The following is a 22,050-nucleotide window of genomic DNA, read 5'->3' as shown; positions in this document are numbered from 1 at the left end:
GTATCCGGGAGAGGCCGTGACCACTGCAGAAGACCTCATCACCGCCGCCGAAGCGCACTGTGCGCCGACCTACCATCCGCTGCCCGTCGTCGTGGCGAGTGCCGAGGGCGCGTGGATGACGGACGTGGAGGGACACCGGTATCTGGATCTGCTGGCCGGCTACTCCGCGCTGAACTTCGGGCACTGCAACCGGCGGCTGATCGAGGCGGCCAAGCGGCAGCTGGAGCGGGTGACGCTCACGTCCCGCGCCTTCCACCACGACCGGTTCGCGGCGTTCTGCACGGAGCTGGCCGAGCTGTGCGGCATGGAGATGGTGCTGCCGATGAACACCGGCGTCGAGGCCGTGGAGAGCGCGGTGAAGACGGCCCGCAAGTGGGGCTACCGGGTGAAGGGCGTGCCCGCGGAGATGGCGAAGATCGTCGTCGCGGGCGGCAACTTCCACGGGCGTACGACGACCGTGATCAGCTTCTCGACCGATCCGGAGGCGCGGGCGGACTTCGGGCCGTACACGCCGGGGTTCGAGATCGTGCCGTACGGGGATCTGACGGCGATGCGGGCGGCGCTCACCGAGAACACCGTCGCCGTGCTGCTGGAGCCGATCCAGGGCGAGTCGGGGGTGATCGTGCCGCCGGCCGGTTATCTGCCGGGGGTGCGGGAGCTGACCCGCGAACGGAACGTGCTCTTCGTCGCCGACGAGATCCAGTCGGGGCTCGGCCGGACCGGGCGGACCTTCGCGTGCGAGCACGAGGGCGTCGTACCGGACGTGTACGTGCTCGGGAAGGCGCTGGGCGGCGGGATCGTGCCGGTCTCGGCGGTGGTGTCCAGCGCAGATGTGCTCGGCGTGTTCCGGCCGGGCGAGCACGGGTCGACGTTCGGCGGGAATCCGCTGGCCTGCGCGGTCGCGCTGGAGGTGATCGCGATGCTGCGCTCGGGCGAGTTCCAGGCGCGGGCGGCCGAGTTGGGGGCGCGGCTGCACCGCGAGCTGGGCGGGCTGCTCGGCACGGGCCGGGTGACGGCGGTGCGGGGGCGCGGGCTGTGGGCCGGCGTGGACATCCACCCGAAGATCGGCACCGGACGGCAGGTGTCGGAGCGGCTGATGGACCGGGGCGTGCTGGTGAAGGACACCCACGGCTTCACCATCCGGCTCGCTCCACCGCTGGTCATCACCGAGGAGGACCTGGACTGGGGGCTGGAGCAGCTGCGGGCGGTACTGGGTGCCTAGAGGATCACGTGCGGCAGGAAGCGGGCGTACTCGTCGGTGATCAGGCCCGAGGACTCGCGGATGCCGAGGCCGGCGGGCTCGTCCTGGACGACCCAGGCGCCGAGGACGACGTGGTTGCCGTCGAAGGCGGGCAGCGGGGCGAGCTGCTGGTAGCAGCAGGCCTCGTCCCGTACGGCCGCGGGTGCGCCGGGCTCGTGGACGGTCACGCCCGCGCCCTCGCGGCCGAGCAGGGGCTTGGCGACGTAGCCGGGCGCGTCGGCCAGCTCGCGCGGGCCGTCCAGGTAGGCGGGCAGGAGGTTGGGGTGGCCGGGGTACAGCTCCCAGAGGATCGCCGGGAGGGCTTTGTTGCTCAGGAGCATCTTCCAGGCGGGTTCGATCCACAGGGTGCTGCCGGTGCCGCCGCCGTTGTCGAGGGTGTCGAGGACGTGCCCGGCGAAGAGGTCGGTGGTGAGCCACTCCCAGGGATAGAGCTTGAAGATGCTGCGGATGAAGCGGAGCCGGTGGTCCACGAAGCGGCCGGAGAGGGTGTCCCAGCCGATCTCCTCCATGGAGATCCAGTCGGTGGCGAGTCCGGCCTGTTCGGCGGTCTCCTTCAGATAGGCGACCGTCATCAGGTCCTCGCCGAGTTCGTCGGCGGAGGAGTGCGCGAAGTGCAGGGGGCTGCCCGGCGGGAGGAGTCCTGCCTGCTTCCGCCAGGCGTCGACCAGGCGTTCGTGCAGGGAGTTCCACTGGTCGGCGCCCGGGAAGCGCTCCTCCATCCAGAACCACTGGGGGGAGGCGGCCTCGACCAGTGAGGTGGGGGTGTCGGCGTTGTACTCCAGGAGCTTCGCCGGGCCGGTGCCGTCGTAGCGCAGGTCGAAGCGGCCGTAGACGGAGGGGAGTTCGGCGCGGCGGTGCCAGGCCTCGGTGACGGCCTCGGCGATGCGCGGGTCGGTGATGCCGAGGTCGGCGAGGCGGCCCTTCGCCACGATGTGCCCGGCGGCCGCGAGGCACATGCGGTGCAGTTCCTCGACGGTCTCCTCCAGCGCCTCGATCTCGTCCAGCGTGAAGACGTAGTAGGCGCTCTCGTCCCAGTAGGGGCGCAGGGAGCCGTCGGGGTGGCGGGTGAGGGGGTAGACGAGCCCCTGCTCCTCGACGGTCTGCTGCCAGCCGGGGCGGGGGGTGGTCGTACGGCGTTCCATGCGGCGCTCCCGGTCAGCCGCCGGAGCTGCCGTGGCCGCCGCCGAAGCCGCCGCGGTGCACCCCGCTGTGGTAGCCGTCGTCGTTCGAGGAGCCGTGCGAGCCGGAGCCGGAGCCCTTGCTCGGCTTGACGAAGGAGCCGCCCTCGACCCAGGAGCCCTTCTTCTTGCCGCCGTAGTACCAGGCGCCGTTCACGGAGGCCTTCGTCACCTTGCAGTTCTTGTCGGAGACGACCTTGTAGCCCTTGGCGAGCCGGTAGCTGTCGCGGTCGACGCAGCGCTTGTCCGGGTCCGAGGAGCAGGCGGTCAGGGCGGTGGCCAACAGGCCCATGCCGCCGAGGAGGACGGCTCCGGAGCGAAGGCGTCGGCGTGTGGTGACCATGATGATGTCTCCCCCGTTGGCTGTGGCCTGTTTGCAGCGGCAAGCCTAGAGACTGGTAAGAGCGGACACCACGGTGGGTTGCCGGTTCACCCCTCACCTAAAGTCACTTCGTGCTCTTTGGAATGGTGTGTGCCCTGGCCGCGGCGATCTGCTTCGGCACAGCGACGGTATTGCAGGCGGTCGCAGCCCGGGATGCCGGTACGGGCGGGGGCGGTGAGGCGGCCCTGCTGCTGCGCGCGCTGCGGCAGTGGCGGTACATCGCCGGTCTCGCGCTGGACGGACTGGGCTTCCTGTTCCAGATCGCGGCGCTGCGCTCGATTCCGATCTACGCGGTCGGCGCGGCACTGGCGGCGAGTCTGGCGGTGACGGCGGTGGTCGCGGCGCGCCTGCTGCAGGTGCGGCTGAGCGGCACGGAGTGGGGCGCGGTGGGCGTGGTGTGCGCCGGGCTCGCGATGCTGGGGCTGGCGTCCGGGGCGGAGGGGAACCAGGACGGGTCGAACGCGCTGAAGTGGGCGATGCTCGCGACGGCGGTCGGCATGCTGCTGCTCGCGCTGCTGGGCGGGCGGCTGTCCGGGCGGATACGGGCGCTGGTGCTGGGGCTGGGGGCCGGTTTCGGGTTCGGGGTGGTGGAGGTGTCGGTCCGCCTGATCGACTCGCTGCGGCCGGCCGATCTGCTCACCAACCCGGCGGCCTACGCGCTCCTGATCGGCGGGGGCGCGGCCTTCGTGCTGCTGACCTCCGCCCTGCAACGCGGTTCGGTGACGACGGCGACGGCCGGACTGGTGATCGGCGAGACGATCGGCCCGGCGGCGGTCGGCGTGATCTGGCTCGGCGACCGCACCCGCGAGGGCCTGGCCTGGCTGGCGGTGCTGGGCTTCGCGGTGGCGATCGCGGGGGCGCTGGCGCTGGCGCGGTTCGGAGAGGCGCCGGTCGCCGAAGAAGCCTGAGGCCTACGGCAGCACCCTGCACAACGCCTCCAACGCCCCCGCCCACGCGCTGTCCGGCGGCGTCCCGTACCCCACCACCAGCGCGTCCAGCGGCTCGGCGAGGGCCTGTTCGTGCCGGTGGAAGGCGAGGCCGTGCAGGGCCAGCCCCTGCCAGGTCGCGGCCTGGATCACCGACTGTTCGGTGCCGGGCGGCAGCCGCAGCACCGCGTGCAGGCCGGCCGCGATCCCGGTGACCGTGACCTCGGGCGCGCGGTCGGCGACAGCCGCGGCGAGGGCGTCACGGCGGCGCCGGTAGCGCAGCCGGGCCGAGCGGACGTGGCGGTCGTACGCACCGCAGGTGAGGAACTCGGCCAGCGTCAGCTGGTCCAGCACCCCGCAGGTGTCGATGCGGCCCTTGGCCGCGGCCGCCTCCTCCACCAGAGACGGCGGCAACGCCATCCAGCCCAGCCGCAGGCCGGGGGCGAGGGACTTGCTGGCGGTGCCGAGGTGGACGACGCGGTCGGGGTCGAGGCCCTGGAGGGCGCCGACGGGCTGGCGGTCGTAGCGGAACTCGCCGTCGTAGTCGTCCTCCAGGACCAGCCCGCCGGTCCGCCGCGCCCAGTCCACGACGGCGGCCCGACGGTCGGGGTGCAGGGGGGTGCCCATCGGGAACTGGTGGGCCGGGGTGAGCAGGACCGCCCCCTCCTCGTCCAGCGGTCCCGGGTCCGTGCCCAGGTCGTCGTACGGCAGCGCGGGGGTCGCAAGGCCCGCGTCCCGCAGCAGGCCCCAGTGGACGTCGAGGCCGTACGACTCCACCGCGACCGTCCGCACTCCGCGCGCCCGCAGCAGGGCCCCGAGGATGCGCAGGGCGTGCGAGAAGCCCGCGGTGATCATGACGTTCTCGGGGTCGGTGCGGACGCCGCGGGCGCGGGCGAGGTAGCCGGCGAGGGCGGTGCGCAGTTCGGGGCGGCCACGCGGGTCGCCGTAGCCGAGGGCGTCGAAGGGGGCCGTGGCCAGCGCGCGGCGGGCGGCCTTGAGCCACTCGGTGCGCGGGAAGGCGGCGAGGTCGGGGGTGCCGGGGATGAGGCTGTGGGCGGGGCGGCCGGGTGCGCGGCGCCGGGGTGCGGTGCCGGCCGGCGGGACGACGGCCCGGTCGGCGACCCGGGTGCCGGAGCCCTGGCGGGCGGTGAGCCAGCCCTCGGCCACCAGGTCGGCGTAGGCCTCGGCGACGGTGTTGCGGGCGATGCCCAGGTCTGCCGCGAGGGAGCGGGAGGAGGGCAGCCGGGTGCCCGGGACGAGGCGGCCGCTGCGCACGGCGTCCCGCAGCGCGTCGGTCAGGCCCCGGCGCAGCCCGCCGGAGCCGGTCGGTTCCAGGTGCAGGTCGACACCCAAAGTGGCCCAGGAATTCGCCATGGAAATGGACCATACTCCTGGGCTGCCTCGCTCCTAGGGTCGAGTACATGAGCACTGCACAGGAACCCGTCGAGTACGCCCCCGAAGCCGCCCCGCGGCTGCAGTGGGCCCAGCACGCACCCGAGGTCTACCGGGCCATGATCCGCCTGGACACGGCCGCCAGGCAGGGCCTGGATCCCCAGCTGTACGAGCTGGTGAAGATCCGCGCCTCCCAGCTCAACCACTGCGCGTTCTGCCTCGACATGCACACCAAGGACGCGCTCGCGGCCGGCGAGAGCGTGGAGCGGATCGTGCAGCTCAGCGCGTGGGAGGAGTCGCGGCACTTCTACACGGAGAAGGAGCTGGCGGCGATCGAGCTGACCGAGGCGGTCACCGTCCTGACCGACGGCTTCGTGCCGGACGCGGTGTACGAGAGGGCCGCCAAGCAGTTCGAGGAGGCTGAGCTGGCCCAGCTGATCGCCGCGATCACGGTGATCAACGCATGGAACCGGTTCGGCGTGACCACCCGGATGGCCCCGGGCCACTACCAGCCGGGACAGCACAAGTGAGCCGTACGCAGCTGCTGGACCGCGAGGTCGGCCTGGCCATGTCGGCGCTGAGCGCGGCCGCCAAGCGGGGCCTCGGCGATCCGGTCCTCGCCGAGCTGGTCATGATCCGTGCCTCACAGCTCAACCACTGCGCCTTCTGCCTCGACATGCACCTCCAAGCGGCCCGGAAGAACGGGGAGTCGGAGGACCGCATCCAGCTGCTCAACGCCTGGGAGGAGGCCGGGGACCTCTACAGCGAACGGGAGCGGGCCGCGCTGGCACTGACCGAGGCGGTCACCGTACTGACCGACGGCTTTGTGCCGGACGCGGTGTACGACACCGCCGCCAAGCACTTCACCGAGACCGAACTCGCCCATCTGATCGGTCTCGTCACCGTCATCAACGGCTGGAACCGCCTGATGGTCAGCCGCCGTGTCCCACCGGGGGGTTATCAGCCGTGAGCAAGGTGGACGTGTTCCGCGCACTGCATCTCAAGCGCGCCCAGGGCGACCCGCTCGTCCTTCCCGGCCCCTGGGACGCGGCGAGCGCCAGGGTGTTCGCCGAGGCCGGGTTCCCGGCGCTCGCCACGCCGAGCGCGGGCGTCGCGGCCTGCCTCGGGTACGAGGACGGGGCGACCCCGGCCGACGAGATGTTCGCCGCGGTGGCCCGGATCGCACGGGCGGTGGACGTGCCGGTGTCGGCGGACGTCGAGGGCGGCTACGGGCTCGCGCCGAAGGAGCTGGTGGAGCGGCTGCTGGAGGCCGGTGCCGTGGGGTGCAACCTTGAGGACTCCGACGGGGGTGTCCTCAAGGATGCGCACGCGCACGCCGAGTTCCTCGCCGAGGTCCGCTCGGCGGCCGCCGACCGGCTGTTCGTCAACGCCCGGGTCGACACCTTCGTACACGGCGACGGCGACCCCGAACGGGCCATCGAGCGGGCCGCGTTGTACCGGGCGGCGGGCGCCGACTGCGTGTACCCGATCCTCGCCCCGGCGGCCGTACTCCCGCTGCTGCGGTCCGGGATCCAGGGCCCGCTGAACATGCTGGCCCGCCTGGACGCCGAGGGCCCCTCGCCCGCCGCACTCGGCGAACTCGGGGCCACCCGGGTCACGTTCGGGCCGGGACTCCAGCGGCGGGCCACGGCCACGCTGCGGGAGATCGCCGCCGGGCTCCGGTAGACCGGATCAGGACAGCCACTGCTTCCACACGGAGGGGTGGCTGTCCACCCACTTCTTCGCCGCGTCCGCCGGGGAGAGCTTCTGGTCGGCGATCATCAGGGAGACCTGGTTCTGGTCCTCGGTGGTCCACTTGAACTTCTTCAGGAAGGCCGCCGCCTTGCCGCCGGACTTCGCGAAGTCGGCGTTGAGGTACTTCTGCAGCGGGGTGTGCGGGTAGGCGCAGGCGATCTTGGCCGCGTCCGCGTCGCAGCCCTCCTTGTACGGCGGCAGCTTCACCTCCGTCATGGGGACCTTCTTGAACAGCCACTGGGGCGAGTACCAGTAGGTCAGGAAGGGCTTCTTCTCCTTGGCGAACTGTTTCATCTGGGTGATCTGCGCCGCCTCGGAACCGGCGAAGACGACCTGGTAGCCCAGCTTCAGGTTCTTCACCAGCGCCTTGTCGTTGGTGACGTAGGACGGGGAGCCGTCCATCAGCTGGCCCTTGCCGCCGCTCTCCGGGGTGCGGAAGAGCGAGGCGTACTTGTTCAGGTTCCGCCAGTCCGTGATGTCGGGGTGCTGCTCGGCCAGGTAGGCCGGCACGAACCAGCCGATGTGGCCGGTCACGCCGAGGTCGCCTGCACGGGCGATCGTCTTCTTGTCGGTGACGTACCGCTTCTCCTGGTCGGGGTGGCCCCAGTCCTCCAGGATCGCGTCGACCCGGCCCTGGCTGAGCGCGTCCCAGGCGGGCACCTCGTCCACCTGGACGGTGTCGACGCGGTAGCCGAGCTTGTGCTCCAGCAGGTACTGGGCGACGGCCACGTTGGACTGGGCGCCGACCCAGGACTGCACGGACAGGGTCACGGACTTCGCGCCCCGGGCGTTCGCGAACGGCGAGGCCTGCTTCGTCATGTCGGCGGCGCCGCAGCCGGTGGTCAGCCCCAGGACGGCGACAGCGACCGGGATGGTCGTACGGAATCGCATGTCACGCTCCCTTCTTCGCGTGCCGCTCGGTCGGCTGGGTCACCCGGTCGAGCATCAGGCCCAGGCAGACGATGGCGGCACCGGCCACCAGTCCGGTCGCCAGGTCGCCCTGGGCGAGGCCGAAGGCGACGTCGTAGCCGAGGGCGCCGCCGCCGACCAGGCCGCCGATGATGACGACGGCGAGGACCAGGACCACGCCCTGGTTGACGGCGAGCAGCAACGACCGCTTGGCGAGCGGGAGTTGGACCTGCCACAGCTGCTGGCGGCCACTCGCGCCGAGCGAGCGCGCCGACTCCAGCGCGGCCGGGTCGACCTGGCGCAGGCCCTGCGCGGTGATCCGGACGACGGCGGGCAGGGCGTAGACGACGGCCGCGGCGACGGCGGGGGCACGGCCGACGCCGAACAGGGCGACGACCGGGATCAGGTACACGAACTGCGGCATGGTCTGGAAGACGTCCAGGACCGGGCGCAGGGCCCGTTCGACGCGGTCGCTGCGGGCGGCGGCGATACCGGCGGCGAAGCCGAGGACGAGGGTGACGGCGACGGCCGCGAGCACCTGGGAGAGGGTGTCGAGCGAGGGCTCCCACACCCCGAGCACACCGATCGCGGCCATGGCGAGGACGGCGGTCAGCGCGGTGCGCCAGGTGCCGATCAGCCAGGCCAGCGCGGCGACGACGAGCAGCACCGCCCACCAGGGCAGCCACTGCAGGCCGCTGCGGACGGGGTCCAGGATCCAGGTGGTGAAGTGGCCCGCCCAGTCGGCGGTGCCGCCGACGACCGGGACACCGGAGTAGAGGTGGGCGGTCATCCAGTCGACGGCGCGGTTGACCGGCTCGGCGATGCCCAGGGTCCAGCCCGCGGGCCAGTCCAGGCGGCCGAGGAGCCGGGCGCCCAAGGCGACGGCCACGGTGACGGCGAGCGCGTACGGCCAGCCGATCGTCCGGGGGCGGTCGCCGGCCCGGGTGCCGTCTGCGGCCGCCGCGGTGACGCGGTCCAGGACGACCGCGAGCAGCACGAGCGGAATGCCGGCCGCGAGGGCCGCGCCCACGTCGACGGAGGCGAGCGCCTGGTAGACGCGGTCGCCGAGGCCGCCGGCGCCGATGACCGAGGCGATCACGGCCATGGACAGCGCCATCATGATCGTCTGGTTGAGGCCGAGCAGGAGCTCCTTGCGGGCCAGCGGGATACGGGCGGTCAGCAGCCGCTGTGGGGCGGTGGCGCCGAGCGACTCCACGGCCTCCAGGACTTCGGGATCGGCGCCGCGCAGGCCGAGTGCGGTGAGGCGGGCCATCGGCGGGGCGGCGTAGACGACGGTGGCGAGGACGGCCGCGGGGACGCCGATGCCGAAGACCAGGACGACGGGGAGGAGGTACGCGAACGCCGGGAGCACCTGCATGGTGTCCAGGACCGGGCGCAGGGCGCGGTTCAGGCGGTCGGAGAGACCGGCGGCGAGGCCGAGCACGGCGCCGACGGCCACGGAGGCGAGGACGGCGACGACCATCAGCGCGAGGGTCTGCATGGTCGGCACCCACATGCCGAGCGCACCGCAGGTCAGGAAGGCGAGGGCCGTCCCGGCGGCCAGGCGGACGCCGGCGACCCGCCAGGCGACCAGGGCGCCGAAGGCGGTGACGCCCGTCCAGCCCGCGGCGAGCAGGGTGAGGTAGACGGCGCGCACGGAGAGGACGACCGCGTTGCTGATGTAGCCGAAGAAGTAGAGGAACAGGGGGTGGCTGTCCCGGTTGTCGATCACCCAGTCACTCGCGGAGGCGAGGGGTTTGGAGAGGTCGACGGTCAGCGCGTGCGGCCAGGCGCCGCCTCCCCAGTGGCTGTTGAGCGGGGGTACGAGGACCGCGGCGGCGAGCGCGAGCAGGAGGAGCTTGGCCGCTGCCCGGCTCTTGAGGACGGGGACGGTGCGGGGGGTGGGGACGGTGAGGGTTGCCATCAGACGTCCTCCGGGCTGGTGCGGGGGGCGGGTGGGGTCGCTCGCCCGACACGACTGCCCGCAGGTACGCCGGCGACCACGTCCAGCAGCTGCTCGTGGTCGACCACCCCCACGCACGTGCCCTCGTCCATCACCCGTGCCGGAGTTCCCGCGTGGGCCACTGCCTCGATCGCCTCTGCCACCGGGGCGTCGGGGCGGACCGCGGGGCCGTCCGTCGCCTCCTGCGGGGACGCGGGGCGCATGGCCGTGCGGCAGGTGACGACCTGTTCGCGCGGGACGTCGCGGACGAACTCGCGTACGTAGTCGTCGGCCGGGGAGGAGACGATCTCCTCGGGGGTGCCGAGCTGGACCACGCGGCCGTCGCGCATCAGGGCGATACGGTCGCCGAGCTTCAGGGCCTCGGCGAGGTCGTGCGTGATGAAGACCATCGTGCGGCCCTCCTCCCGGTGCAGCCGGGTCACCTCGTCCTGCATGTCGCGCCGGATGAGCGGGTCGAGGGCGCTGAACGGCTCGTCGAAGAGGAGGACCTCGGGGTCGACGGCGAGCGCGCGGGCGAGACCGACGCGCTGGCGCTGGCCGCCGGAGAGCTGGCCGGGGCGACGCTTCTCCATGCCCTCCAGACCGACCTTGGCGACGAACTCGGCGGCCCGCTCGCGCCGTTCGGACTTGCCGACGCCCTGGATCTCCAGGCCGTAGGCCACGTTGTCCAGGACCGTGCGGTGCGGGAGCAGGCCGAAGTGCTGGAAGACCATCGCGGCGCGGTGGCGGCGCAGTTCGCGCAGACGGGCCTTGTCCATGGCGCGTACGTCCTCGCCGTCGATGGCGATCGTGCCGGCCGTCGGCTCGATCAGCCGGGTCAGGCAGCGTACGAGGGTGGACTTGCCGGAGCCGGACAGGCCCATCACCACGAAGACCTCGCCCTTGCACACGTCGAAGGAGACGTCCCGGACGGCGGCCGTGCAGCCGGTGCGGGAGCGCAGGTCGGCGGGGCTCAGCGTGCTCAGTTCCGGGTCGGCCGGTATCCGGTCGGCCTTGGGGCCGAAGACCTTCCAGAGGCCGTCCACGGAGAAGACGGGGGTGCCGGTGGTGGGGGGTTTGCGGGTGGGGACTGTGAGCGTCATCGCGCATCACCTCCAATTAGGTCGACGGCCTTCTCCCCGACCATGAGCACCCCGATCATCGGGTTGACGGCGGTCATGGTCGGGAAGACGGAGGCGTCGGCAATGCGGATGCCGTCGAGACCGCGGATCTTCAACTCCGGGTCGACCACGGCGAGTTGGTCGTCGGCGGCGCCCATCTTGCAGGTGCCGGCGGGGTGGTAGACGGTGTGGGCGGCCTTGCGGGCGTACTCGCTCAGCTCGGCGTCGCCGAGGACCTCCGGGCCCGGGCAGACCTCGCGCTTGAGCCAGCCCGCGAGCGGCTCGGCCTCGGCGATCTCGCGGGCGATACGGATGCCGTCGACCAGGGTCCGGGCGTCGTAGTCGTCCTCGTCGGTGAAGTAGCGGAAGTCCAGCGCGGGCTTCACGGACGGGTCGGCGCTGGTCAGGTACAGCCGGCCACGGCTCTTGGGCTTGGGGATGTTGGGGGTCATCGAGACGCCGTACTGCGGACGTTCGTAGCCGAGGCGCTCCGGGTTGTCCGTGAACGGGACCTGGTAGAAGTGGAACATCAGGTCCGGGCCCGCGCGTCCGGGGTCGCGGCGCACGAACAGGCCCGCGTCGGAGTCCATCGCGGAGTTCTCCGGGATCGGCCCGTGGGTCTCCCAGACGATGACCGACTCGGGGTGGTCGAGCAGGTTCTCGCCGACACCCGGCAGATCGTGCACGACGGGGATGCCGAGCGCCTCCAGATCCTCGCGGGGGCCGATGCCCGAGTGCAGCAGCAGGCGGGGCGAGTCGACGGCGCCCGCACACAGGACGACCTCGCCCCGGGCCCGGATCAGCAGTTCCTCGCCGTCCTTGGTGCGCACGTGGACGCCCTCGGCGCGGGTACCGTTCAGCTCCAGCTTGTGCGCCCAGGTCTCCAGGAAGATGTGGAGATTGGGCCGCTCGTCCATCACCGGGTGCAGGTACGCCACCGACGCCGAGGAACGCTTGTTGTTCTCCGGGTGGTAGGCGAGGTCGAAGAAGCCGGCGCCCTCGGTGAACGGCTTGCGGTTGAAGCCCTCGACGCGCGGGACCCCGAGCGCCGCCTGGGCGGCGTCCACGAAGTCGCGGGCGATGGCGTTCCGGTCCTTCTCGTCCACGGAGACGATGTTGTTGCGGAGGCGGGCGAAGTAGGCCTCCATGGGGGCGGCACCCCAGCCCTTGGCGCCGGCCTCCTCCCACTCGTCCCAGTCGGACGGGAGCGGCTTGAAGGAGATCAGCGTGTTGTGCGAGGAGCAGCCGCCGAGGACCCGGGCCCGGCTGTGCCGGATGTGGGAGTTGCCGCGGGGCTGTTCGGTGGTCGGGTAGTCGTAGTCGAGTTCGCCGCCGAGCAGCCCCATCCAGCGGCGCAGGGTCAGCACGTCGTCGCGGCCGACGTCGCTGGGGCCGCCCTCGATGACGGCGACGGTGACGTCCGGGTTCTCGGTCAGCCGGGAGGCGATGACGGATCCTGCGGTGCCGCCGCCGATGACGACGTAGTCGTAGGTGTGCGTGTTCTCGGGCAGAGGGTCGGACACGGGGTGGGACAGGGGGTGGGACAGGGGGTGGGACATGCGGTGGTACTCCAGGTGGGGGGACGGCTGGGTGGATCCGGGGGGGTCAGCCGGCGAACCAGCGCACCGGCTTCGGCGCGAGGTTCTGGTACACGTGTTTGGGCTCGCGGTACTCGGCGAGCCCGGCCGGCCCCAGCTCACGGCCCGTACCGCTCCTGCCGAAGCCGCCCCACTCCGCCTGCGGCAGATAGGGGTGGAAGTCGTTGATCCAGACGGTGCCGTGGCGCAGCCGTCCCGCGACCCTGCGGGCCTTTGAGCCGTCGGCGGTCCAGACGGCGCCCGCGAGGCCGTACTCGGTGTCGTTGGCGAGGAACACCGCCTCCTCCTCCGTGCGGAAGGTCTCGACGGTGAGGACCGGCCCGAAGACCTCCTCGCGTACGACCTTCATCTCGCGGTGGCAGTGGTCGAGGACGGTCGGCTCGTAGAAGTAGCCGGACCCGGGCCTGGCCGCACTGGGCGCCGGGCGCTTGCCGCCGCAGCGCAGCACCGCGCCCTCGGCCAGCGCGGAGGCGACGTAGCCCTCGGTCTTGGCGCGCTGCTGCTCGGAGACGAGCGGGCCGCACTCGACGCCGTCCTCGGTGCCGCGCCCGAGCCTGATCTTCTGGGCACGGCGGGCGAGTTCGGCGACGAACCGCTCCCGGACCGACTCCTCCACGATGAGGCGGGCGCCGGCCGAGCAGACCTGGCCGCTGTGGATGAACGCGGCGTTGAGGGCCTGGTCGACGGCGGTGTCGAAGCCCTCCTCGGTGGCACAGGCGTCGGCGAAGACCACGTTGGGGTTCTTGCCGCCGAGTTCGAGGGCGACCTTCTTGACGGTCGGGGCGGCGGCCTGGGCGACCTTGGTGCCGCTGACCAGGCCGCCGGTGAAGGAGACCAGGTCGACGCCGGGGTGCTCGGCGAGGCGGGCGCCGACGGTGTGGCCGGGCCCGGTGACGAGGTTGGCGACGCCGGCGGGCAGCCCGGCCTCGGCCAGCAGATCGATCAGCGCGATGGTCGTCATCGGGGTGATCTCGCTGGGCTTGATCACGAAGGTGTTGCCGGCGGCGAGCGCCGGGGCGATCTTCCAGCTGGCCTGGAGCAGCGGGTAGTTCCAGGGGGTGATCAGCGCGCACACGCCGACGGGCTCATGCACGACCACGCTGTGGATGTCGGGTGAGCCCGCGTCGACGACCCGGCCGGGGGCCTCGGCGGCGACCAGGTCCGCGAAGTAGCGGAAGGCGTCGGCGACGCAGTCGATGTCGACGCGCCCTTCCTCCACGGTCTTGCCCGCGTCCCGGCTCTCCAGCAGGCCGAGCTCTTCGCGGTCGCGTACGAGGAGGTCGGCGACGCGGCGCAGCAGGGCGGCGCGCTCGGCGACGGGGGTGCCGGGCCAGGGGCCGCGGTCGAACGCCTGCCGGGCCGCGGCGACCGCCCGCTCCGCGTCCTTCTCGTCACCCTCGGCGACCACGGCGAACGGCCGGGCGTCCGCGGGGTCCAGGATCTCGCGCGTGGCGCCGGAGATCGCTTCCAGCCACTCGCCTCCCGCGTGGATGGTCGCCTGGGCCTGTCGTTCCGTTCTGTCCGCCATGATCGGTATTGCCTTCCGTTCCTGTTCAGTACCCCTGCGTCACGTAGGTGTCACGCTCGGGGACCGTGACCGCCTGCCCCGGGGGCTCGGATCGCATGCGCAATCGATGACCCAAAGTGCGCGGCGTCACTGAAAATGCGGTCGAAAACGGACAAAAACGGGCCGCCGATCACAGTCCGCGCTGTCTCGATCCATGCGCCAAAACAAGCCAACCTGCCGAGGCCGGGAACCGGCACCTCCCGCCCTTCCCCTTCACAGCCGCCACACAGGCACCACCAGGCAGACAGGGCGGTCGAACACCCTCCGCTTAGCCCCGTACACACGGTCGGAAGCCTCTCTTCCGTGGCCGGTTGCATATTCAACTGCCGCGATCTCTCTTGTCTGGCGTGTCCGCGGCATGCATTGATGGGGCCCGGCTCCGACGGAGCGGATCTGACCCATCCGGACCGCCGTGGCCGCGCGACCATCAGCGGGGGAATCGCTTCGGGCCGTTCGCGCCGTGCTGCCCCCGTCTGCCATGCAGTGACATGTGGTGGGGGACTCATGCGTCTCATGAACAGCGGTGCGGCCGCTGCTGCCCGCTCTCGACTCCGCGCGCCGCTCACCAGGCACTCTGCCGGCTGACCGCCGAGGCCTCTGCCGACCAACCACCAAGCTCCCGCCCGCCCTTCAGGCCGTACCGGCCGGGGTGGGTGGGCCACGTCGTGCCCGGACCGGGCACGAGACCACGAAACACGGGGATTCTTTCTTGAGATCGAGAAGACGAACACGCGCGCCCTTGGCCGCTGTTGTGGTCTGCGCCGCCCTCACCGGCGGCCTCCTCCAGGCCGCTCCCGCCGGCGCCGCGCCACAGCCCGGCCACGGGCAGGCACAGGGCAAACCGACAGCACCGACACCTCCCACGCGCGTCGTGCACCCGGACAGCAAGCTCGGCAAGGGCTGGCAGAGCAGCGGTGACCGCGCTGTGACCGCCGCCGCCGACACCGGCGGGCTGAAGATCCTCGTCGCCGACAGCAGCAGGGCGTACGAGTGGAAGACCGCCGCCGAGCTGTCCGAGCCGGGCCTGACGGCGGACTCGTGGATCGGCAACCAGTGCGTGATGGACCGCGACCACGTCGCGGCCGTGTACGCGCCGCGCACCTTCACGAACAAGCCGGACCTGATGCAGGGCGGCGCCTTCGCCGCCATCGTCAACACCGCCAACGGGCAGGTGACGAAGCTGCCGTTCACCGTGTCCCTGGCCTACTTCGACCCGTCCTGCAACACGCAGACCCACACGGCCGCGTTCACCGCCTTCCGGGAGATGAACGACCCGAGCAAGACGCGAAGCCGTGTGGTGACCGTCGACACGGCCGGAAAGTCCCTGGGCCAGGCGGCCGTCAAGGGTGAGATCACCAGCGGCGTGCCGGTCGCGGACGGAGCGGTGGCCGCGCGCGGCCACAACCTGGTCCACATCGACCGTTCCGGCAAGGTGAAGGACCTCGTCACCGGGGACAGCGTCCCGTTCGACATCCGGCCCGCCGAGGGCGGGAAGATCGCCTTCGTCGACCGCAAGAACGCGAAGACCGCGCAGGCGAAGGTGTGGTCAGGCCACGGCAGGGCGGCCCTCGTCGCCTCCGGGAAGCTGGGCGACCTCGACCTGATGCCGGGCGAGGCGGGCCGGGTGTTCCTCACCGGTCACCCCAAGGGCGCCCCGAAGGTGCAGGGCACCGGAGTGACCCGGATCAACGCCCCCGCCGACACGGACATCTCCACGCGGGGCCGCCTCGCGGTCGAACCGGTCCTCACGCCGGGCGTCCGCGCGGGTCTGGCGCACATCAAGGGCGCGGGCGAGGGGTTCACCAAGAACGAGCCGGCCCCGCAGGACACCAGGCCGACCCCTGAGACCGTGGCCGGGGACCAGGCCGTGACGGTCACCAGCACGGCCACCGCCACCGGCGAGAAGGTCACCCAGTCGGTCGCGGACGCGACGGCGTCGAGCGGGAAGAACCCCTCCCCCGCGTTCCCGGCCGCCGGCGGCAAGCGCAAGGGATCCTCGGTGGCGCGGGTCGCGGACCCCAACACGCAGTTCGATCCGCGCGACACCGACCGCATCTGCGCCATCTCCCGCAACGACGTGAACGCGCAGGCGCTCCAGCCGACGCCGAACCAGGTCGAGTGGGCCGTCGACATGGCCGTCCGCGGTGAACTGCACGGGGACAAGATCCGGCAGGGCGGCTACCGCAGCCAGGCCGGCCTGGGCACCATCGACCCGCAGGGCCTGTTCCCGAAGCCGACGCTCACGGGCGGTGACGGGAAGAGCCGTATCCCGGCGAACGTGCTGCTCGGCATCATGGCGCAGGAGTCCAACCTGTGGCAGGCCGAGGGCGGTTCGATCCCCGGCCAGATGGGCAACCCGCTCGCCGCGATGGACGGCTACTACGGCCGCAAGGCCGTCGAGAACGACCCGGACGCCTACTGGCAGATCCACTGGGACAAGTCCGACTGCGGCTACGGCGTCGGACAGGTCACCGACGGCATGCGCCTGGCCGGCCACGAGAAGGTGGACGACAACGGTCACAAGGAGCAGGCCCTGTCCCCGGGCCTGCAGAAGCTCGTGGCGATCGACTACGCCACGAACGTCGCCGCCGCGATGAAGATCCTCGCCGACAAGTGGAACGAGGTCCACGCCGCCGGGCAGACGGTCACCGTCAACAACGACGACCCGTCCATGGTGGAGAACTGGTTCACCGCCGTGTGGAACTACAACCTCGGCTTCAACCCGGTCGCGGACGCGGGCAAGAACAACGGCCACTGGGGCCTGGGCTGGTACAACAACCCGGCCAACCCGCTCTACAAGAAGAGCTGGGGCCACCCGTTCATGGACACCGACGTGGACGGCCCGACCGCGAACAAGGACGCCGCGCACCCGCAGGACTGGCCGTACGAGGAGAAGGTGATGGGCTGGGCCGCCTGGTCCATGGACACCGGCTTCTCCTACGGCACCGACGGCAAGCAGGACTGGCTCGGCGATTCCGGGTACAACACGGCGGGTTTCCAGCCCGCGTGGTGGATCAGCAAGGGTGACCGCAGCCAGGTCTCCCCGCCGCTGGACGCGTTCTGCAACACCAAGAACAACTGCGACCCGAACGTTCCGCCGAACTGCCCGAACAAGGAGTGCTACCAGCAGTACTGGTGGAACCAGCCCAACGTGACCTGGAAGGCTCTGTGCCCCACCACCTGCGGGCACGAGAACATCAAGTACCAGACGCTGATCTCGGAGCCGGGGCAGGGTCACCGCCTGCACGACGGCACCCCGGTGTGCACCGGCGCACCGTCGGGGGCGAAGGTCGTGGCCTCGGTGCCGGACGGGACGCCGACATGGTCCGACTGCGCGAGCACCAGATCGGCGGGAACCTTCGGCTTCCGTTTCTTCCCTGACAAGGACGGCCGCTTCGAGGGCAAGGAGGACCTCCACCAGGTCGGCGGCGGATACGGCGGCCACTACTGGTACGCCCACACCCGCGACGCGCAGCATCTCGGCGGCGACGGCGGCCGGATGGCCATCAACGGCGTCTGGACCCTCGGGGAGAATCTCGGCTGGGCCCGTATCCTGGTGCATCTGCCCGACACCGGCGCGCAGACGAGGCAAGCCAAGTACCACGTCGTCAACACCGACAGCAAGAGCCCCGAGCGGTCCGTGCAGCAGCGCGCGGGACGCTGGGTGAGCCTCGGCGCGTTCCACTTCACGGGGCGGCCGGCGGTCATGCTGTCGAACGTCACCGACGACGGCACGGCCGACGAGGACATCGCCTGGGGCTCGGTCGCATTCCAGCCGCTGCCGGGCAAGCCGAAGAATGTGGTCGTCGCGATGGGCGACTCGTACTCCTCCGGCGAGGGCGCCTCCGAGGGCGACCGGGACTACTACCCGGAGACCAACTACCGCAACAAGCTCGACGACGACGCCCGTAACGCCTGCCACCGCTCCACCCAGGCGTGGTCGCGCCAGGCGAAGCTGCCCGGGGGCTCGAAGTCCATCGGTGCGCTGGACGACGCGCTGGACCCGAACATGGACTACCACCTGATCGCGTGCTCGGGTGCGCGCACCTACAACGTTCTGCCCAAGGACCTGGACGACAGCGCTCTGTCGAAGGGTGAGAGCCAGAACGGTGAGGAGCCCCAGCTCGACAAGGGCTATCTGGACCAGAACACCACCCTGGTCACGATCTCCATCGGCGGCAACGACTCCCGGTTCGCCAAGATCGTCCAGAAGTGCCTGCTGTCCATCGGTAACGGCAGTTGCCAGGGCGAGAAGTTCGACGATGCGGACGGCAGTGTCAACGGACGGGACAAGCAGTTCCTCGGACAGCCGCTTGAGACGGCCGTTCCGGGCCTCATGAACCAGGTCGTCCGGCAGGACATCACACGGGTCCTGAGGGAGATCCACAAGAGGGCGCAGAACGCGAAGATCGTCCTGATGGGGTACCCGCCCCTGATCTCCGACAAGGGAAAGTGCCTGAACATCGGCTTCAGCGGCATGGCCATCGGCCTGTCCGAGGCATCCGCGGCCTGGCTCGACGACACCGCCGACACGTTGTCGACGGCGATGCAGGGCGCGGCCGACGACGCCAAGGCCTCGGGCATCAACGTGTGGTTCTCCAACCCGAAGGCCGACTTCGCGGGCAAGGGCGTGTGCGGTGACCCGGAGCAGGTCCACGGCATCGTCAAGACGTTGGTGAAGTCCGACGATCCGGTCAAGGACTGGCCGCTCATCAACCAGTACGGCCTGTCGGCCCAGTCGTTCCACCCGAAGATCGGGGGCGCGCGCCTGTACGCGAACGCCCTGGAGCGCACGATGGCGGGCATGGGCCTGTAGAGCCATCCGAGTTCTGAGTTCTGAGTACGGGTACTCATGCCCGGCCCGGCCGTCCTGCTGGACAGTGACGGTCGGGCCGGGCGTACGACGTTGGAGAGGCAGTTGTCGATGCGGAAGAGCGTGTGGGGATCGTTGGCGGTCGTCGTCCTGTTCGCCGTCTCCGCCTGTTCCACGACCCCGGACCGTGCCGTCAGCGAGAAGCAGCTGCGCAAGCTCGGGGAGAGCGGCCAGGCGGTCCAGGCGCGGGAGCGGACGGAGAAACGGCTTCGGGACGTGGCGCGGGCGTACGCCGACGGCACCCCCCTGTCGCTGGGCCTGGTCGTGATACACGACGTGTGCGTGCCGGGATCGGGACCGGGCTGGTTCTTCCAGCAGAAGACCGACAACCTCAAGATCGCCTGCTCGATGAACATCACCGCCTACTACGGCGCCGACCCCAAGCACATGGGCGACGCCCTCGACGGGATCCTGACCGTGGGCGACCACAGCCGGTCCATCCCGTTCACCCACGACGACCACGGCAATCGGCTCGTCGCCTACTACCGGGGACACGGCCCGAACCCCCAGGGCCCGCAGGCGGCGGAGCCGACTCAACTGGCCACGTCCCGACAGACGTTGACCTGGGACGCGACACGAGGCGGCGCTTCGCGCCGACTGGTCGAGGAGCCCTACGCCGGCCTCGTCAATGATCCGCCGGTGTCACGCGCGGTACGTGAGCCGAAGGCCGCCACGGTCGCCGGGATCCGGAAACGGTACGGCCTGGTGTTCAAACTCGAACTTCCTTACGAAGACTATTACGCGGTACTCAAGAACGGTCAGACGAAGTCGAAATGACCTCCGGGGCCCGATGAGCAGCGCTGCTCCATCAGCTCCCGTACGCAGCCGCGCAGCCAGGCGTGGGCGGGGTCGGCGTCGTGGCGCGGGTGCCAGGCCAGTCCGACCTTCAGAGGCGGCAGTTCGAGCGGCACGTCGAAGGTCACCAGGCCGAGGGCGGTGGCCAGCGGGCGGCCGTAGGAGGTGACCAGCCCGATCAGGTCGGTCTCGCGCAGGACGAACAGCGAGGCCGGGTAGGTGCCCACGCTGCCCACCACCTGGCGCCCCAGGCCCAGTCCGGCCAATGCGTCGTCGATCGGCCCGTGCTGCCTGCCGCGCCGCGAGACGATGAGATGCCCCGCCTCCCCGGCGAACCGCTCGGGCGTCAACTCCCCTGCGAGCAGCGGGTGTCCGGCCCGTACGACGCCCAGCACGCGGTCCTCGTAGACCGTCTCCACCTGCACCTCGGGTGCGGTCGAGTCGATCACCCCGACCTCCAGATCGGCCGTGCCCTGGCGCAGGAACGGGGTGTCCACGTGGCTCTCGGACAGGAAGCGGAGGCGGATGCCCGGAGCCTCGCGGGCGGCCCGGGCGAAGAGGGTCGCACCGTGGGCGGCGGCGATCGCGTCGTGGCCGAGGATCGTGAAGGTGCGGGTCACCGTGCGCAGGTCGGTGTCCCGGCCCGGCGCGAACAGGGCCCGGGCCCGCTCCACCACCGCGCTCACCTCGGCCCGCACGGCGAGCGCGTGCGGCGTCGGCACCATCCGGCGCCCGGCCCGGACGAGGACCGGATCGCCGAGGGCCTTGCGGATCCGGCCCAGGGTGCGGCTCATCGCCGGTTCGGACAGATGGAGCCGGCGGGCGGCACCCTGCACGCTCTGCTCCTCCAGCAGCACGTCCAGCGCGAGGAGGAGGTTCAGGTCCAGTCCTGTGGATTGCGTCATGCGCAAGTGTCCCTTGCAAAGGTTGCACTGGAAAGCAGGTCAGGGGCGAGCCTACGGTGGCAGGGCGTCCCCCACCAACCGCCTAGCTCCCAGGAGGAGCCGTGCCCGCGCACGCCCTGAAACGCCCTGCCCTGCTCGCGCTGTGCGCCTGCGTCCTGGTCGCCCAGAGCATGGTCGCCGCCATCAACCTGCTGATACCGCAGCTGAGTTCGTCCTCCCTGCACCCCTCACACAGCGAGATCCTGTGGACGGTCGACGCCTACGTCATCGTCTTCGCCGGGCTCCTCGTCCCGGCCGGCGCGCTCGGCGACCGGCACGGCCGCAAGGGCGCGCTGCTCACCGGGCTCGGCCTGTTCGCGGCGGGCGCCGTCACCAGCGCGCTGGCGACCGGCCCGGCCGTGCTGATCGCGGGCCGGGGCCTGTCCGGCGCCGGAGCGGCCCTGATCACCCCGGCCACCCTGTCGATCCTGATGCAGCTGTCCGCGCCCGAGCACCGGGCCCGCTCGATGGCCGCCTGGACCCTGTCGATCGGCCTGGGCGGCGCGGCGGGCAACCTGGGCGGCGGACTGGCCGGCCAGTTCCTGTCCTGGCGCGCCCTGTTCGCGGTCATGGTCCCGCTCGCCGCTGTGCTCGCCGCCGCCGTCGCCGTCACCGTCCCGCGCACCGAACGCTCCACCGGCAGCAACCCCGACCCGCTCGGCACCCTGCTGCTCACCGCGGGTCTGGTCGCGGTCCTGTTCGGCATCATCGAGGGCCCCACATACGGCTGGACCTCCGCACGCATCCTCGGCGCCTTCGCCGCGGGCGCCCTGCTGATCGCCGCCTTCACGCTGCACGCGCTCCGTTCGGCCGCCCCGCTGTTCGACCCGCGCGTCTTCGCCTCCTCCCGGCTGCGCGCCGCCTGTCTCGGCACGGCCACCGGATTCTTCGGCCTGTTCTCCCTCTTCTTCGTCAACTCCCAGTACCTGCAGGGCCTGAAGGGCTTCGGCGCGGCCGTCACCGGCGTCGCGATCATGCCGCTGCCCGTCGGCATGGCGGTCGCCCAGAAGCTGGCCACGCGCTGGGCGGGCCGCCCCCGCGCGGTCATCGGCACCGGACTCACCCTGATCGGCCTCGGCCTGCTCGGCGTGTCCACCGCCGACGCGGGCACCCCCTACGGGGTGTACGCCTGCTGGCTGCTGGTCATCTCGGCCGGCACCGGTCTCTCCATGCCCGCCCTGACCCTCGGCGTCGTCACCTCGCTCCCCGCCCACCAGGCGGGCCTCGGCTCGGGCCTCGGCACCACCGCCCGCGAGACCGGCGCCGCGCTGGGCGTCGCGGTCACCGGAACCGTCCTGTCCGCCCACACCGACCTCGCCCACGGCATGGGCCCGGCCCTGCGCACGGTCGCCCTGGTGGTCCTGGCGGCAACGGCACTGGTGATCGCGGGATACAGCAGCCGGACCG

General features: G+C 71.5%; 17 protein-coding genes. 8 read left to right on the top strand and 9 right to left on the bottom strand.

All coding sequences use genetic code 11. From position 1 onward, the window contains the following. The first annotated feature begins 16 nt into the window (after window positions 1-16). Window positions 17-1,222 (top strand): ornithine--oxo-acid transaminase, encoded by a 1,206-nt coding sequence (rocD, locus tag AQI88_RS11450; protein WP_066996018.1) that lies wholly within the window; start codon window positions 17-19, stop codon window positions 1,220-1,222. On the opposite strand, the gene AQI88_RS11445 is transcribed toward rocD, so the two are convergent. Continuing rightward, window positions 1,219-2,403 carry a glutathionylspermidine synthase family protein gene (locus AQI88_RS11445; protein ID WP_066996014.1) on the bottom strand — a complete coding sequence of 395 codons (1,185 nt, stop codon included), beginning with the start codon at window positions 2,401-2,403 and terminating at the stop codon, window positions 1,219-1,221. The genes rocD and AQI88_RS11445 overlap by 4 nt on opposite strands. 13 nt (window positions 2,404-2,416) lie before the next feature. Next, window positions 2,417-2,782: a hypothetical protein gene (locus AQI88_RS11440; RefSeq protein WP_066996011.1), complete on the bottom strand. Its 366-nt coding sequence runs from the start codon at window positions 2,780-2,782 to the stop codon at window positions 2,417-2,419. Between the two features lie 122 nt (window positions 2,783-2,904). Between AQI88_RS11440 and AQI88_RS11435 the strand changes: the two genes are divergently transcribed. Then, window positions 2,905-3,729, top strand: coding sequence for a DMT family transporter (locus tag AQI88_RS11435; RefSeq protein ID WP_066996008.1), 825 nt, complete (start codon window positions 2,905-2,907; stop codon window positions 3,727-3,729). Between the two features lie 3 nt (window positions 3,730-3,732). Here the strand turns inward: AQI88_RS11435 and pdxR are convergent, their stop codons facing one another. Beyond that, window positions 3,733-5,121: a MocR-like pyridoxine biosynthesis transcription factor PdxR gene (pdxR, locus tag AQI88_RS11430; RefSeq protein WP_066996005.1), complete on the bottom strand. Its 1,389-nt coding sequence runs from the start codon at window positions 5,119-5,121 to the stop codon at window positions 3,733-3,735. A gap of 47 nt (window positions 5,122-5,168) precedes the next feature. On the opposite strand from pdxR, the gene AQI88_RS11425 reads away from it, so the two are divergent. The 3 genes from AQI88_RS11425 to AQI88_RS11415 are packed head-to-tail and all read left to right on the top strand — an operon-like array spanning window position 5,169 to window position 6,825. Then, window positions 5,169-5,669 (top strand): carboxymuconolactone decarboxylase family protein, encoded by a 501-nt coding sequence (locus AQI88_RS11425; protein WP_066996002.1) that lies wholly within the window; start codon window positions 5,169-5,171, stop codon window positions 5,667-5,669. Between the two features lie 38 nt (window positions 5,670-5,707). Further along, a complete protein-coding gene (locus tag AQI88_RS11420; protein ID WP_066996149.1) occupies window positions 5,708-6,109 on the top strand; it encodes a carboxymuconolactone decarboxylase family protein in 402 nt (133 codons plus the stop codon). After that, on the top strand, window positions 6,106-6,825 hold the full coding sequence (locus AQI88_RS11415; RefSeq protein WP_066995999.1) for an isocitrate lyase/PEP mutase family protein: 720 nt from the start codon (window positions 6,106-6,108) through the stop codon (window positions 6,823-6,825). The genes AQI88_RS11420 and AQI88_RS11415 overlap by 4 nt, the downstream gene beginning before the upstream one ends. 6 nt (window positions 6,826-6,831) lie before the next feature. Here AQI88_RS11415 and AQI88_RS11410 read toward each other — a convergent pair whose 3' ends face one another. The 5 genes from AQI88_RS11410 to AQI88_RS11390 all read right to left on the bottom strand — a co-directional run bounded on the left by AQI88_RS11410 (window position 6,832) and on the right by AQI88_RS11390 (window position 13,992). Next, window positions 6,832-7,785, bottom strand: a complete 954-nt coding sequence (locus AQI88_RS11410; RefSeq protein ID WP_066995996.1) for an ABC transporter substrate-binding protein — start codon at window positions 7,783-7,785, stop codon at window positions 6,832-6,834. Between the two features lies 1 nt (window position 7,786). Next, a complete protein-coding gene (locus tag AQI88_RS11405; RefSeq protein WP_066995993.1) occupies window positions 7,787-9,727 on the bottom strand; it encodes an ABC transporter permease in 1,941 nt (646 codons plus the stop codon). Beyond that, window positions 9,727-10,848, bottom strand: coding sequence for a quaternary amine ABC transporter ATP-binding protein (locus tag AQI88_RS11400; protein WP_066995990.1), 1,122 nt, complete (start codon window positions 10,846-10,848; stop codon window positions 9,727-9,729). Before AQI88_RS11400 ends, AQI88_RS11405 begins: the two co-directional genes overlap by 1 nt. Continuing rightward, entirely contained in the window at window positions 10,845-12,377 is a 1,533-nt protein-coding gene (locus AQI88_RS11395; protein WP_066996146.1) for a GMC family oxidoreductase, read from the bottom strand. Before AQI88_RS11395 ends, AQI88_RS11400 begins: the two co-directional genes overlap by 4 nt. 94 nt (window positions 12,378-12,471) lie before the next feature. Next, window positions 12,472-13,992: an aldehyde dehydrogenase family protein gene (locus AQI88_RS11390; protein ID WP_066995987.1), complete on the bottom strand. Its 1,521-nt coding sequence runs from the start codon at window positions 13,990-13,992 to the stop codon at window positions 12,472-12,474. Between the two features lie 778 nt (window positions 13,993-14,770). On the opposite strand from AQI88_RS11390, the gene AQI88_RS11385 reads away from it, so the two are divergent. Both AQI88_RS11385 and AQI88_RS11380 read left to right on the top strand, forming a co-directional pair. Continuing rightward, a complete protein-coding gene (locus AQI88_RS11385) occupies window positions 14,771-18,847 on the top strand; it encodes an SGNH/GDSL hydrolase family protein (RefSeq protein ID WP_066995984.1) in 4,077 nt (1,358 codons plus the stop codon). A gap of 36 nt (window positions 18,848-18,883) precedes the next feature. After that, window positions 18,884-19,681 (top strand): hypothetical protein, encoded by a 798-nt coding sequence (locus tag AQI88_RS11380; RefSeq protein ID WP_208615759.1) that lies wholly within the window; start codon window positions 18,884-18,886, stop codon window positions 19,679-19,681. Here the strand turns inward: AQI88_RS11380 and AQI88_RS11375 are convergent. Next, window positions 19,663-20,604 (bottom strand): LysR family transcriptional regulator, encoded by a 942-nt coding sequence (locus AQI88_RS11375; RefSeq protein WP_066995978.1) that lies wholly within the window; start codon window positions 20,602-20,604, stop codon window positions 19,663-19,665. The genes AQI88_RS11380 and AQI88_RS11375 overlap by 19 nt on opposite strands. Window positions 20,605-20,705: 101 nt before the next feature. Here AQI88_RS11375 and AQI88_RS11370 point away from each other — a divergent pair. After that, window positions 20,706-22,050, top strand: a 1,345-nt coding sequence (locus AQI88_RS11370; protein ID WP_066995975.1) for an MFS transporter, incomplete at its 3' end; no start/stop codon positions are given.

The sequence above is a fragment of the Streptomyces cellostaticus genome (assembly GCF_001513965.1).
GTDB lineage: Bacteria > Actinomycetota > Actinomycetes > Streptomycetales > Streptomycetaceae > Streptomyces > Streptomyces cellostaticus.
The sequence above is the reverse complement of the archived record's forward strand: the minus strand, read 5'-3'. Positions and strand labels throughout refer to the sequence as shown.

Bases quoted from the DNA above. Each gene is read 5' to 3' on its own strand.
- AQI88_RS11445 (WP_066996014.1), bottom strand. From the start codon at position 2,403: ATGGAACGCCGTACGACCACCCCCCGCCCCGGCTGGCAGCAGACCGTC.
- AQI88_RS11440 (WP_066996011.1), bottom strand. From the start codon at position 2,782: ATGGTCACCACACGCCGACGCCTTCGCTCCGGAGCCGTCCTCCTCGGC.
- AQI88_RS11435 (WP_066996008.1), top strand. From the start codon at position 2,905: ATGGTGTGTGCCCTGGCCGCGGCGATCTGCTTCGGCACAGCGACGGTA.
- pdxR (WP_066996005.1), bottom strand. From the start codon at position 5,121: ATGGCGAATTCCTGGGCCACTTTGGGTGTCGACCTGCACCTGGAACCG.
- AQI88_RS11425 (WP_066996002.1), top strand. From the start codon at position 5,169: ATGAGCACTGCACAGGAACCCGTCGAGTACGCCCCCGAAGCCGCCCCG.
- AQI88_RS11420 (WP_066996149.1), top strand. From the start codon at position 5,708: ATGTCGGCGCTGAGCGCGGCCGCCAAGCGGGGCCTCGGCGATCCGGTC.
- AQI88_RS11410 (WP_066995996.1), bottom strand. From the start codon at position 7,785: ATGCGATTCCGTACGACCATCCCGGTCGCTGTCGCCGTCCTGGGGCTG.
- AQI88_RS11405 (WP_066995993.1), bottom strand. From the start codon at position 9,727: ATGGCAACCCTCACCGTCCCCACCCCCCGCACCGTCCCCGTCCTCAAG.
- AQI88_RS11400 (WP_066995990.1), bottom strand. From the start codon at position 10,848: ATGACGCTCACAGTCCCCACCCGCAAACCCCCCACCACCGGCACCCCC.
- AQI88_RS11390 (WP_066995987.1), bottom strand. From the start codon at position 13,992: ATGGCGGACAGAACGGAACGACAGGCCCAGGCGACCATCCACGCGGGA.
- AQI88_RS11380 (WP_208615759.1), top strand. From the start codon at position 18,884: ATGCCCGGCCCGGCCGTCCTGCTGGACAGTGACGGTCGGGCCGGGCGT.
- AQI88_RS11375 (WP_066995978.1), bottom strand. From the start codon at position 20,604: ATGACGCAATCCACAGGACTGGACCTGAACCTCCTCCTCGCGCTGGAC.